The sequence below is a fragment of the Pseudomonas sp. PDM17 genome (assembly GCF_014851985.1).
GTDB lineage: Bacteria > Pseudomonadota > Gammaproteobacteria > Pseudomonadales > Pseudomonadaceae > Pseudomonas.
This window is the reverse complement of the sequence record NZ_JACVAT010000001.1, coordinates 231,940-244,144: the sequence shown is the minus strand read 5'-3', so window position 1 is coordinate 244,144 and position 12,205 is coordinate 231,940. Positions and strand designations below refer to the sequence as shown.

Here is a 12,205-nt window from a genome sequence, read left to right as displayed (position 1 = left end):
CATGCCTCGATATCCCGTGTAGGGCGCATAACGCCCGCGGCGTTATCTGCCGTCCTGGCGGATAACCGGTTCCGGGTTATTCGCCCTACGGGTGCCAGAGATCAGTCGCCGAGAAAAGACAGTTGTTCCGACATTGAAGAAGCACCTGACACCACGAAGGGGAAATCCACTACATCGCCAAGCACTGGCATGTAGGAATCTACCCCTGCACCGACGCAACGAGCCCGGACCCGGCAGAGGCAGACGCCCCGGGCACACCGGGGCCCCAGCCGGCGCAAGCAAGTCGACCCAATGACCCCGCTCGTCCCCTTACGAGACGGGGTCGTTGTTCTTGCGCCGCCTTGTCAGCGCATGCCCCAGCCATGGCTGACCAGCACCGACTGCCCGGTGAGCGCCGCCGAGGGAAAACTGGCCAGGAACAGCACCGTCTGCGCCACGTCTTCCACGGTGGTGAACTCCCCATCCACCGTCCCGCCGAGCATCACCTGCTTCACCACTGCCTCCTCGCTGATGCCCAGCTCCTTCGCCTGCTCGGGAATCTGCTTTTCCACCAGGGGCGTGCGCACGAAACCGGGGCACACCACATGGGAGCGCACGCCGTACGCCCCGCCTTCCTTGGCCAGGGTACGGGCCAAGCCGAGCAAGCCGTGCTTGGCAGTGACGTAGGCGGATTTGAGCGGCGAGGCTTCGTGGGAGTGCACCGAGCCCATGTAGATCACCACGCCGCCGCGCCCGGCCGGGTACAGGTGGCGTAGCGCTGCGCGGGTAGTGAGGAAAGCGCCGTCGAGGTGGATGGCGAGCATCTTCTTCCAGTCGGCGAAGGCATAGTCCTGCAATGGATTGACGATCTGGATGCCAGCGTTGGAGACGAGGATGTCGAGCCCGCCGAAGGTGGCGATTACTTGCTCAATGCCGCGGTCCACGGCCTGCTCGTCGGTCACGTCCATGGCCACCGCCAGCGCCTTGCCGCCGGCGGCTTCGATCTCGGCCACCACGCGCTGGGCGGCGTCCTGCTGCAGGTCGGCGATGGCCACTGCGGCACCGGCCTGCGCCAGGGTCAGGGCAATCTGTTTGCCGATGCCGCTGGCCGCACCGGTGACCACCGCGACCTTGCCGTTCAATGCGTTCATCAGAGAGCTCCCGGGGAAGTTGGAACTCTCACTCTAGACGGCCCGGAGCCGAGCGCCGCGGTCACCAGCCCTTGAGCTGGTCCCAGCGCCAGTTGCGGTACTGGTAGATCAGCGTACCCAGCAGTCCATAGGCTGCCGCCATGGCGAAAAGGATCAGGATGCGGTCAGCCACGGCGGAAAGCGGCAGGTTCATCTGGTTCATCTCCACCACCGCGCGGATCGCCCAGGTGGACGGAATCGCGTCGGCCAACAGTTGCACCCACTGCGGCATGGCCTGGGGCGGCCAGGTGAAGCCGGCCATGTAGAACAGCGGCAGGGTGATGAAGGTCATCGTCAGGTACACCGCCTCTTCCGAGGGCAGCAGCTCGGCGATGAACTCGCTCATGGCGATCACCGCCAGCAGGAAGGGCAGCACCAGGCCCATCAGCATGAAGAACGAGGCCGTCTGCCGGTAGCCCATGATCCACGGCCAGATCACGTAGAAGAGCATCGCCAGCGCCGTCCAGATCAGCAATTGCGCGGCGTAACGACCGAAGCGCGTGGAGGTAGGCTGGCGCAGCGAGCGCGGAGTGCCGCCGCGCAGGTTGAGGTTAACCCGCGTGCAGGAGAGCAGCAGGCTGTGCTGCAGGATCAGCGTCACCAGCCCCGGCAGGACGATGGCGGCGAAGCTGGTGCCGGGGTTGAACAGATCAGTCAGTTGGCCGATGGCCGGCTGCAGCAACACGTTCGCCTGCACCTCGGAGAAGCCGCCGCGCATCAGCCGCTCGCGGTTGTAGCGCAGTGAAAGCTCGGTGTAGGTAGCACTGATGTCCTGCTGGATCTGCCCGTTGGCCATGCGGTTGGTGGCGTCGCCGAAGATCGGCACGGTCACCGCCTCACCGCGCAGCACGCGCTTCTCGAAGTCCAGCGGAATCACCACGATGGCGAACAGCTTGCGCCAGGCCAGGTCGTGCTGGGCATCGGGCAACTGGTCGTAGCCAACGGTGGCGATCTTCGGCGCGGCATCCAGCTGACGCACCAGTTCGCGGGATACCGCACTGTGGTCCATGTCGATCACCGCCACTGGCAGGTCGTCCATGGTGCGATGGGCGTAGGGCAACGTAGTCAACGCCACGGACAGCACCATCAGCAACCACATCGGCTTGCCGAGCATGCTGCTGAGGGACTCGCGGAAGACCTTCCAGAAATTCTCCATGGCGGCTCCTTACGCCGGACTCAGGTCGAGACGCCGGCGCAGGCGCATCTTGGCGATCATGTAGGCGATCAGCGGATAGAGCAGCAGCTTGCAGCAGGTGTAGAGCCCGGACTCGGCCGGCGCCCGGCGCAGGAACTGGTCGAACAGACCGTGCAGGGTGTGGGTCAACGGTTCGGCTTCAGAGATGATCCGGGCGATCTGCGGCATCGCCAGTTCCGGCAGCAGCACACCGGAATAAGTCTGCGCCACACCGATCAGCAGGCCGATCAGGGAATAGGCGCTGTAGCGGTTGGCAGTGAAGATGAACAGCATCAGCCCGACACTCTGCGCCGCCGCTACGTAGCAGACGGTGATCGCCAGCATCCACCACGAATTGCCGTTGATCCGCGCGCCATTGAGCTCCACCAGCAGGAACAGCTCGACCATCAGCAGCGTGCTGAACAGCAACGTGTAGGGCGCCAGCTTGCCCAGCAGCCGCGCACCGAGGGCCTGGGCGCGCAGGATGTGCGGCGACGACGCACGCAGCTCCGGCGCTTCGCGTGCCAGCACATGCACGGTGGCGACGATCACGAACAATTGCAGCAGGTGCACGATGGCGGCGAACTGCTGGAAGTAGATGTAGTTGCCGCTGGCATTGAACAGGCTTTCATAGGACACGCTGATGCTGGCCAGCGCCGGCACGGCGCGGTCCATGCCGGTGGCCAGGCGCGGGCGCAGCTCGGCGTTGAGCGAACTCATCAGGCCGCTGAAATCCTGGGTCGAGTAGAAGCCGGCGGAATAGAACAGCGAGTTGTAGTACAGCTCGGCGACCGGCTGGCGGCCGGACAGCGCGTCCGCCTCGAAGTCACGCGGGATGTAGAGCAACGCATAGTCATCGGCCATGCGCAGGCGGCGCAAGCCCTCCTGCAGACCGCCGCCGAGCACCTCGACCTTGGCGTGGGAGCCGGCGTCCAGCTCGCGGACGATGCGCCGCGACAGGCTGCTGTGGTCGGCATCGACCACGGCCACCGGCATGTCCAGCAGCGTACCAGCCTGGTAGACGCCACTGATCACCACAAACAACAGCAACGGCCAGAGCCAGCCGAGCCAGTGGATGGTCCAGCTGCGCAGGGCGACCCGCGTTTCGCTGCCGAAGGCCTGGGCGAAACGCAGCAGGTTGCGCCTTACTGCTTCCACTGCCACAGCGCGCTCATGCCGGGGCGCAGGCCTTGCACCGGCTGGTCCGGATACAGGCGTACCTCGAAGGTCTTCAGGTCGAAATCACCGGTGGCGCGGGTGGCGCGCTTGGTGGCGAAGTCGCCGAGCGGCGCGATGTACGCGACTCGGGACTTCACTTCAGCGCCCTTGAGCGCCGGCACCTGGATGGAGACTTCGTCGCCCTTCTTCACGTCGGCGAGGATATCTTCGCGCAGGTTGAACACGAAGTAGGCGTCGGACAGCCGCACCAGCGTCAGTAATGGGCTGTAGGCGTTGACCAGCTCGCCCTGCTCTGCCGGGATCGGCCCGACCTCGCCGTCCACCGGCGCGACCACGTTGAGATCGTCGGTCTGCGCCTGGAGTTCGAGTATCTGTGCATCGGCCCGGCGCACGGCGGCTTCCAGCGCGCGGCGGCGTTCCTCGCGGTCGCCCTGGGTGCCTTCATCGAGGTTGGCCTGAGCCTCGGCGACGCGGTTGCGCGCCACGTCGCGACCACGGCGGGACAGATCCAACTGCGCCTGGGACACGAAGCCACGGCCAGCCAGTTCCTCGTTGCGCTGGTACTCCAGCTCGGCGTTGCGCAGCTCGGCCTGGGCCTGGGACAGACTGGCCTGCAGGGCGCGCAAGGTTTCCTCGCGGGTGCCATGCAGGGATTCGTCGAGGTTCGCCTGCACCTGGTTGCGCGCGGCGCGCAGGGAGTCCAGCTGGGCCTGCAGCTCGGGGCTGCTGAGGGATATGAGCACCTGGCCCTGCTTTACGTCGTCGCCGCGCCGCACGTGCAACACTTCGACCCGGCCCTTGGCCTTGGACGCGACGATGACGTTGGTGGCGTCCGCCTCACCCTGCAGCAACAGCGGCTGGGTGTGCAGGCGCAGGTAAAGGGTGACGGCGATGATCACCAGGATCAGCAGGGGTGCGAACAGTTTCCATCCCTTCATGGAGCGGTCTTCTCAGGCAGCGGATGCACCGATGGTAGTGCATCCGCTGGCCAAGCGGCGGCTCTGGATCAAAGCCGCCGGGCGATCAGCGCTCGTCGTCGCTGATCAGGTCGTGCTCGCCACCGCGCAGCTTGCCGCTGGGCGAAGGGAAGCGCGAGGAGGCATAACGCACCACCAGGATTGCCAGCGCCAACAGCAACAGGGCCACCGAGACCAGGATGATGCCGTCGTCGGGCACATGGTTGTGCTGGATGTCGGCGATCATCAGGCGGGTCAGCGCGGTCATCGCCACATAGATCAGGAAGCGCACCGGCATGTGGTTGGTCTTGAAGTAGATGCCGACCATGGCGCCCAGCTCGAGGTAGATGAACAGCAGCAAAATGTCGTCGATGCTCGCATGCCCCTTGCTGACCATCTCGCCGAAGGCCACCGCCGCCGACCAGAACACCGTGCCGCCAATGGCGAACAGTGCCAGGTAGTGGAAGCCCTCCACCAGCAGGTTGCCCAGGGATTCGGCACAGCCGTGCATCCGTTCGCTCAGGCGCTCGGCCCAGTTCTGTTTCATTCGTCGGTTCTCCGCAATACAAGGCTTTGTTGGCGTGAAGCCTGCAAGTGCTACGCCATTGATCTTGCGCAGTCATGGCACAGATGGGCTGCGCGAATATGACTGCGAACTTTTTCGGCCCGCCCCGAGTCCATTCAGGGGCATGCCACAAAACAGGCAGGAACGAGTGATGGAAAGTCCCTTTCAGAAGCTGACCGACGCCTTCCAGGACCAATACCGCGTCAATTTCAGCCTTGAACGGCCAGACGGCAGCATTGTCCTGACCCTCTCCACCGAGGCAGGTGTCGCCGCGCGCCGTCTGATCCGCAATACCCAGCTGCAGGACCCGGAACAGCTGCAGCGCTTCATCCAGAGCATCCGCTTCGGCATCGCCATCGAGCAAGGCGGCACGGCGCCGCAGCTGCTGGCTGCCATGACGCGCGGCGATAACGGCCTGCCGATCGCGTCCTGACGCCCCCTTCTGCAAGAATTCCTTCCTACAGAGCCATCTGACTGACGATTCATTGCGCCAGTCACGCGGCTGCTTTGCGCGCGCCGACGGGGCGCGCGCACTGCTTTGGGCCGCCGCCAATACTGGCCAACTACAGGCACATCCCTTTCCGGCGTCTACGCTGCTGGCAACGATTCGCGCAGCAGCAGTAGCATTGCGCAATCATTTTACTGTATAAATAAACAGTAATATCGAACTCCCCCAATCAAAGAGAAGGCACAGAGGTGATGAATGGCCGTCGAAGTGGTGTACCGCAGCAGCCGCGATCCGGAGCGCCTGTTCATGGATAAGGCAGAAGCCGACCGGCACGACAAGATGCTGGAGCTGGCGGAAACGCTGGCCGACGTGCTGCAGAAGGCGGTGCCTTCGCTGAAGGAGGATCAGGTCGAGGAGATCGGTATCTTCATGGCCAGGAACCGCGATGCGTTCGCCCGCGCCTTCAAGAACCAGCCCGATGCGTTGAGCGATATCTTCAGCGAGCCTGCCGCCGAGGAGTGACACCCGGCGGCCAGGCATGCAGGGGCACGCCATGGCTCGCTCCTGCAAGATGCAACAGCGTCAGTGCCCCGAATACTCGCCGTAGAGAATTCGCTCGGCAAGCTTGTCGGCGACCCGCGCCGGCGACAGGTGATCGGCCTGGGCGTGGGCGTAGACCTCGGTCAGCCGCTCGGCGATGCGTGACAGGTGCGCAGTGATGATCGGCAGCGCCTCGCCCTGGTGCTGCAGGGCGACGTAGATCAACCCGCCGGAGTTGATCACGTAGTCCGGGGCATAAAGGATGCCCCTCCCCTCCAGCTCATCGGCGACCTCCGGATGCGCCAACTGATTATTGGCCGCCCCGGCGACAGCGGCACAGCGCAGGTGGCCGACCACGTGCGAGGTCAGCACACCGCCCAGCCCGCAGGGCGCAAGGATGTCGCAAGGCGTAGTGAGCAGCGCTTCGTTGGGCACGGGGCGGGCGCCCAGTTGCTCGACGGCGAGTTGCACCTTGCCGGCATCGATATCACTGACCAGCAATTCCGCCCCTGCGGCCGACAGGTGTTCGGCCAGCGCATAGCCCACATTGCCCAGTCCCTGGACCGCCACACGCAAGCCATCGAGATCATCGCTGCCCAGGCGTGCCTGAGCGCTGGCGCGGATACCGGAGAACACCCCCAGAGCGGTGTGCGGTGAAGGATCGCCGCCACTGCTGGTGCTGGTGACATGGCGGGTGAACTGGGCGATACAGTCCATGTCGGCGCTGGAGGTACCGCTGTCTACCGCCGTAATGTACGCGCCGCCCAGAGAATCGATCGCACGACCGAAGGCTTCGAAGAGTTCGCCACGGTTGTTGACGTGCGGGGCGCGCAGGATCACAGCCTTGCCGCCGCCCTGGCGCAGTCCCGCCAGCGCCGCCTTGTAGCTCATGCCCTGGGCCAGACGCGAGGCATCGCGCAGCGCGGCATCGTCGCTGGGGTACGGAAGGTAGCGGCAACCACCCAGTGCAGGGCCAAGCCGGGAATTGTGGATGGCGATAATGGCCTTGAGTCCCGTGGCCGGGTCCTGGAAGAGATGCAGCGACTCGAGCCGGGTGGCTTCCATCATGTCGAACATGGCGGCGCTCCCTTGCTGGGGGTGGACGGCGGTCCGAAGGCGGACCCTCTTCAGTATAGGCAGCGCCTGTCACAACACCTTCACGGGCGACGACTGCACCACTGGACGAGCGCCCGGCGCTCCGGTTACAACCGCAGAGTCAGCCGGAGAACGCCATGGACCCGCGTCAAGCCTGTCTTGCCTGTCTTGCCCAGGACCCGCCCGCCCTGTTCGAAGCGGCCCTGTGGATCGCCGCCGAGCACGAACCGCACCTGCCGCCGGACCAGACGCTGCGCTTGTTCGACTCGCTCGCGCACCAGGTCGCGGTGGCCCTTCCGCAAGGCACGGGCGATGCGGAGCGCGCGCAGTTCCTGCTGCGCCGACTGAGCGAGCTGGGCTTCGCCGAGGACGACGAATACCCGCTGCACCCGCGCGCCGCACTGCTCCCCCAGGTACTGCAGCGCCGCCATGGCCAGCCGCTGTCGCTGGCGCTGATCGCCCTGGAGATGGCACGGCGCAACGGCATCACTCTGGTCGGGGTGAACTTCCCCGGACGCTTCCTGCTGCGCGTACCCGGCGCCGACCACCTGCTTGACCCCGCCACCGGCCGCCGCCTCTATACACGCGACTGCCGCGACCTGCTGGCGCGCCAGATGGGCGCCAGCGCCGAGCTGTCCGCCGAGCACCTGCGCACCGCCAGCGCCGCCGACATGCTGCAGCGCCTGTCGCGCAATCTGCGCCAGCTGCACCTGGCCGCCGGGGAACCGCTGGGGGCGCTCAAGGATGCTCAGCGCGTGCTGGAACTGGGACCGCCCAATGCCAGCGATCACCTCGCCCGCGCCGACCTCTACCATGTGCTGGATTGCCCGCAGGCGGAGCGCTACGACCTGGAGCGCGCCATGCTGCTCAGCGACGACGCCGCCGAGCAACTGCGCCTGGCCCAGCGCCTGGCGGAGATCAGTCTGCCGCCCAAGGCGCTGCACTGATACTCACGGTTCAGACTTTCAGCAGGCCCAGTTCTTTTGCCCGCGCGACCGCCTGGGTCCGCCGCTCCACGCCGAGCTTGCCGTTGATCCGGCGTGCGTGGGTCTTCACCGTGTGCAGGGAGATGTACAGCCGCTCGCCGATTTCCAGGTTGGAACAGCCACGGGCGATCAGTTCCAGCACCGAGAGTTCGCGCAGGCTCAGCAGGTTGTGCGGCGCCATCTCGCCGGCATGCGGGCGCAGGCCGAACAGGCCGGGCTGGCGGCGCTGGGTGTCGCGCAGCGTCGAGAGCAGCCCGAAGCGCTGGGCCAGGGATACCCCCTCATCCAGCGCGCTGCGCGCTTCGTCCAGGCTGCCATCGATGAAGTGCGCCTCGGCCAGGGCCAGCCAGACGTCGCAGGCCAGGGTGTTGCGGCCCTGGCGCAGCAGGTCCGGCAGCATCGCCAGCAAGCGCTGCAGGGCGGCGTCAACGTCCCCGTCATAGAGTTCGGCCAGGGCCAGGTGATGTTCGACGCGCAGTATCTGGTCCGGCGCCGCCGCGGGCGGGCTGAGACGGTCAACGCGATAGCGCGAGGCCACGCGCTGCAGGACTTCCCGCGCCGGCCCCGCCCGATTCTGGCGCAAGTTCAGCGCGCCGCTGGCCAGCAGCAGAGGCCCCCGGTAGATCGGCTCGGGCACATGCTGCAGCTGCATGAGCCGCTCGACTTCCAGCAGGCGGCTGAAGGCGCCGTCCGTATCGCCGTCCAGTGCATCCAGCCAGGCCATGCCGGTGAAACCGTAGATCAGGCTCGGGTCGTGGCTGCGGCGGGTTTCGTTGAGGCCGGCGATGAACAGCTCGCGGGCCTCCTCGTCACGTCCCTGGCGCAGGCATAGCCAGCCACGACGAAGCGCGACGCGGCCGGCCATGGCATTGCAGGTGATGCGCATCTCGTCGAGGTATTCCTGCACCCGCGCCAGCAGCGCATCGGCGCGCTGCAATTCGCCGCGCTGCTCCAGCCACTGGGCACGGTCCAGTTCCAGCAGCGCTTCGAAGGTGGTGCTGCCTTGCAGGCGAGCGCGCCGCAGCGCTTCACGGTTGATCAGTCGAGCCTCGGCCAGGCGCCCCTCGGCCTGGGCCTGCTGGGTCAGCGCGGACAGGCAGATCAGCGTCTGCGACCAGGCTTCCTCCGGCAGGTGCTGCAAGGCCTCGCGTAGCTGCTCGCGGGAGCCGGGCAGGCCGCGCGCGTGAGTGAGCATGCCGTTCAGCCCTTGCCACTGGGCGATCAGCGCGCGCTGGCGGTGTTCGCCGGGCATCGGCAGGAAGCGGTCGAAGCCGGTCAGCAGCGCTTCCACGTCATCCAGGCGGCCGACGAACAACAGCGTCCAGGCATTGAGGATGAGCAGGCGTGGTGTGCTGCACAGCAGCTCCTCGGGCAGCGACTCGCGCAGTTGCAGTACACGCTCGACATTGCGCCCGTGCAGCAACTGCTCCTCCGTCAGGCGTTGCAGCAGGCTGGCGGACACGTCCGGCTGCTCGGCGTACAGGGAATGTTCGAAAGCCGAGTGGATTTCCCCGCACTGGGTGAACCACTGGCAGGCGCGCCGGTGCAAGGTCGCCGCTGGCCAGCGCGACAGGCTCGCCAGCGCCGCCGCAAGCATCGGCGCCACCTGGAACCAGTGCTGGGTGTTGTCCACCGCTTCGATCAACACGCCCCAGGCCTGCAGGCCATCCAGGCCAAGGCCGGGTTCGTCGAACAGGTAATCACAGAGTTCGCGGTTAAAGCGGGCGATCTGTGCCAGACCGCAGAGGGTTTCCGCCAGCTCCGCCGGCAGGCTCGCCAGGACTTCGCGTTGCAGGTAGTCCTGCAGCAGGCCATTGCCGGTCTCGGCCACCTGGGTGGCGCAGGGTGCGACGGGCTCGCTGCCCAGGCTGAGCAGGCGCAGGCGCACGCCGGCGAACCAGCCATGGGTGGCGTCCTGCAGGGCCTGGCGCTGGGCCTGCGGCCATTCCAGGCCGGCGGTCTGCAGGTAGGCATCCAGCTCGCACTGGGTCAGCGCCAGGGTGCTGGCGGCCAGCTCCAGCAGTTCGCCTTCGAGCAGCAGGCGGGTGAGGTTGCAGGCAGGGCGACGGCGGCTGGCCAGCCACCAGCCGATCTGCGGCGAGGCTACGGCGAGCAGGCGATCGAAGCAGTCGTCGAGGGCGGGATCGGGGGCACGGGGATAGTCGTCGAGCATCAGCCAGACCGGCTCGCTGGCGCTCTCCAGCCAGGCCGCCAGCGCCGCTTCGCCTGACCAGGGCACGCCCAGCGCCTCGCCCAGGCGTTCGCAGAACTGTTCGGGTTCGAGCGCCCGACCGCCCAGGCCCAACCAGACCACGCGGGTGCCGGCTGGCGCCAGCCGCGCGCACTCGCTCATCAGCACCGTCTTGCCGCAACCAGGCGGCGCCACCAGCAGGCGCAGGCGGCACTCGGTGGCGCTCAGGCTGGCATGCAGCCGTTCGCGAGGCAGGTGCTGGCGGGGCAGGCGAGGCAGCGCCGCACCGTGCTCTGTAAGACTGTGCAGGGCGATTGTCGACATGGGCTTCTTCCGGCCATTTGCAGGCCAGACTATGCCGCCGGGCGAAGCGGGCAAAGGACCATCAGCCAGATTCATGGGACGGTATAGCGCAGGCCGCCCCCGGGCCGGAACAGAGGCTGCACGCCTTGCCGACGGCTAAAAAAAAGAAACCCGGCATCCACGAGGGATGCCGGGGCCAAGGAGCGGAGTGTTGCTTCAGCGCACGCCGGTGTTGCGCAGTGCTGCCGGGGTGAAATCGGCCATGCTGGCCTTGTTGCCGAACTGGTAGCCACGCTTCTCTTCGTTGTTCAGGCCGAAGGTCACGTAGCGGCCGGCGAGGATGTCGTACAGCGACTCGGCGGCGTAGCCGGTGGCGAGTTCGGTGTAGAAGGTCATCTCGTGGCCTTCGCCGACGCGCCACAGTTGGCCGCGACCGTCATACAGCTCGGACACCGCGATCTGCCAGCTGTCCTCGTCGAGGTAGAAGTGGCGCTGGCCGTAGATATTGCGCTCGCCGGACTTCAGGGTGCCCACCACTTCCCACACGCGGTGCAGTTCGTAACGAGTCAGGTCCTGGTTGATGTGGCCCGGCTTGACGATGTCGTCGTACTTGAGCTCCGGCGAGTTCAGGTGGTAGCTGTTGTACGGGATATACATCTCGCGCTTGCCCACCAGTTTCCAGTCGTAACGGTCCGGGGCGCCGGAGAACATGTCGTAGTTGTCCGAGGTGCGCAGGCCATCCGAAGCGGTGCCCGGGCCGTCGTACGCAACCTGCGGGGCACGGCGCACGCGACGCTGGCCGGCGTTGTAGATCCACGCCAGGCGCGGCTCCTTCACCTGATCCAGGGTCTCGTGCACCAGCAGGACGTTACCGGCCAGGCGCGCCGGAGCCGTTACCTGCTGCTTGAAGTAGGTGAGGATGTTGCCGGTCTTGCTGACATCCTGGTCACCCATGTTCTGCGGCACCGCGATCGATTCCTCGAAGCGGATCGGCGTGTAGCTGCCGTTGGTCTGCGGCACGACCTGCACCACCGAGCGGGAGATGTTGCCGCCGTGGTAGCGGGTCAGGTGGTTCCACAGCGCCTGCACACCGTTCTGGGGCAGCGGGAAGGCGTAGTAGCGGCTCTTCTCGAAGTTCTCCAGGCCGTTGCCGTCGTTGATCGGCTGGACGAACTCGGCGCTGCGCTTGATGGCGGCGTAGATGTCGTCAGGCAGCGCGAAGGTGCGGTGGGTCTTGTACACCGGAATCTTGTAGGTATCCGGGTAGCGCTTGAACATCGCCAGCTGGCCGGCGGAGAGCTTGTCCTTGTACTGGTCGACGTTCTGCGCGGTGATGGTGAACAGCGGCTTCTCGTCGGCGAACGGGTTGGAGAGGAAGCCCTTGGCGTCCAGCTTGCCGGCGGTGCGGGAGATACCGCCGGTCCAGGCCGGGATGCTGCCGTCGGCGTTGCCTTCCTTCTGCGAGCCCATGGGCGTCAGGCTGGTGCCCAGCTTGGCCACTTCGTCGGCGGACACCGCCGCCATTACGCCGCAGGACAGCAGGCTCAGGGCCAGCGCGCCGCATTGGAGGATTCTTGTCGTTCTCATGTCGATTCCTTG

General features: G+C 66.3%; 11 protein-coding genes. 3 read left to right on the top strand and 8 right to left on the bottom strand.

Going from position 1 to position 12,205, the window contains the following annotated elements; all coding sequences use genetic code 11:
• Positions 1-344 precede the first annotated feature (344 nt).
• The 5 genes from IB256_RS01175 to IB256_RS01155 form a co-directional block, all read right to left on the bottom strand.
• Positions 345-1,130, bottom strand: coding sequence for a 3-hydroxybutyrate dehydrogenase (locus tag IB256_RS01175; RefSeq protein WP_192401041.1), 786 nt, complete (start codon positions 1,128-1,130; stop codon positions 345-347).
• Positions 1,131-1,191: 61 nt separating this feature from the next.
• Positions 1,192-2,325, bottom strand: a complete 1,134-nt coding sequence (locus IB256_RS01170; protein ID WP_192291975.1) for an ABC transporter permease — start codon at positions 2,323-2,325, stop codon at positions 1,192-1,194.
• Positions 2,326-2,334: 9 nt separating this feature from the next.
• Positions 2,335-3,507, bottom strand: coding sequence for an ABC transporter permease (locus tag IB256_RS01165; RefSeq protein WP_192291977.1), 1,173 nt, complete (start codon positions 3,505-3,507; stop codon positions 2,335-2,337).
• The gene (locus tag IB256_RS01160) at positions 3,489-4,460 is read right to left on the bottom strand and encodes an HlyD family secretion protein (RefSeq protein ID WP_192291980.1); all 972 of its coding nucleotides are present in this window, start codon (positions 4,458-4,460) and stop codon (positions 3,489-3,491) included. Before IB256_RS01160 ends, IB256_RS01165 begins: the two co-directional genes overlap by 19 nt.
• A gap of 85 nt (positions 4,461-4,545) precedes the next feature.
• Positions 4,546-5,025: a phosphate-starvation-inducible protein PsiE gene (locus IB256_RS01155; RefSeq protein ID WP_138216096.1), complete on the bottom strand. Its 480-nt coding sequence runs from the start codon at positions 5,023-5,025 to the stop codon at positions 4,546-4,548.
• Between the two features lie 169 nt (positions 5,026-5,194).
• On the opposite strand from IB256_RS01155, the gene IB256_RS01150 reads away from it, so the two are divergent.
• Positions 5,195-5,476: a DUF3509 domain-containing protein gene (locus tag IB256_RS01150; RefSeq protein WP_192401040.1), complete on the top strand. Its 282-nt coding sequence runs from the start codon at positions 5,195-5,197 to the stop codon at positions 5,474-5,476.
• A 270-nt stretch (positions 5,477-5,746) separates the two neighbouring features.
• The gene (locus tag IB256_RS01145; protein WP_081516223.1) at positions 5,747-6,013 is read left to right on the top strand and encodes a YebG family protein; all 267 of its coding nucleotides are present in this window, start codon (positions 5,747-5,749) and stop codon (positions 6,011-6,013) included.
• Between the two features lie 60 nt (positions 6,014-6,073).
• Here the strand turns inward: IB256_RS01145 and IB256_RS01140 are convergent, their stop codons facing one another.
• The gene (locus tag IB256_RS01140; RefSeq protein WP_192401039.1) at positions 6,074-7,108 is read right to left on the bottom strand and encodes a Leu/Phe/Val dehydrogenase; all 1,035 of its coding nucleotides are present in this window, start codon (positions 7,106-7,108) and stop codon (positions 6,074-6,076) included.
• 155 nt (positions 7,109-7,263) lie between these two features.
• Between IB256_RS01140 and IB256_RS01135 the strand changes: the two genes are divergently transcribed.
• Entirely contained in the window at positions 7,264-8,073 is an 810-nt protein-coding gene (locus IB256_RS01135) for a SirB1 family protein (protein ID WP_192291989.1), read from the top strand.
• 10 nt (positions 8,074-8,083) lie between these two features.
• Here the strand turns inward: IB256_RS01135 and IB256_RS01130 are convergent, their stop codons facing one another.
• On the bottom strand, positions 8,084-10,627 hold the full coding sequence (locus IB256_RS01130; protein WP_192291992.1) for a LuxR C-terminal-related transcriptional regulator: 2,544 nt from the start codon (positions 10,625-10,627) through the stop codon (positions 8,084-8,086).
• 195 nt (positions 10,628-10,822) lie between these two features.
• The gene (locus IB256_RS01125; RefSeq protein WP_081516234.1) at positions 10,823-12,193 is read right to left on the bottom strand and encodes a DUF1329 domain-containing protein; all 1,371 of its coding nucleotides are present in this window, start codon (positions 12,191-12,193) and stop codon (positions 10,823-10,825) included.
• Positions 12,194-12,205: the final 12 nt, after the last annotated feature.

Excerpts from the sequence above, each read along its gene's own strand:
- IB256_RS01175 (WP_192401041.1), bottom strand. The coding sequence starts at position 1,130 with ATGAACGCATTGAACGGCAAGGTCGCGGTGGTCACCGGTGCGGCCAGC.
- IB256_RS01170 (WP_192291975.1), bottom strand. The coding sequence starts at position 2,325 with ATGGAGAATTTCTGGAAGGTCTTCCGCGAGTCCCTCAGCAGCATGCTC.
- IB256_RS01160 (WP_192291980.1), bottom strand. The coding sequence starts at position 4,460 with ATGAAGGGATGGAAACTGTTCGCACCCCTGCTGATCCTGGTGATCATC.
- IB256_RS01155 (WP_138216096.1), bottom strand. The coding sequence starts at position 5,025 with ATGAAACAGAACTGGGCCGAGCGCCTGAGCGAACGGATGCACGGCTGT.
- IB256_RS01150 (WP_192401040.1), top strand. The coding sequence starts at position 5,195 with ATGGAAAGTCCCTTTCAGAAGCTGACCGACGCCTTCCAGGACCAATAC.
- IB256_RS01145 (WP_081516223.1), top strand. The coding sequence starts at position 5,747 with ATGGCCGTCGAAGTGGTGTACCGCAGCAGCCGCGATCCGGAGCGCCTG.
- IB256_RS01140 (WP_192401039.1), bottom strand. The coding sequence starts at position 7,108 with ATGTTCGACATGATGGAAGCCACCCGGCTCGAGTCGCTGCATCTCTTC.
- IB256_RS01135 (WP_192291989.1), top strand. The coding sequence starts at position 7,264 with ATGGACCCGCGTCAAGCCTGTCTTGCCTGTCTTGCCCAGGACCCGCCC.
- IB256_RS01130 (WP_192291992.1), bottom strand. The coding sequence starts at position 10,627 with ATGTCGACAATCGCCCTGCACAGTCTTACAGAGCACGGTGCGGCGCTG.
- IB256_RS01125 (WP_081516234.1), bottom strand. The coding sequence starts at position 12,193 with ATGAGAACGACAAGAATCCTCCAATGCGGCGCGCTGGCCCTGAGCCTG.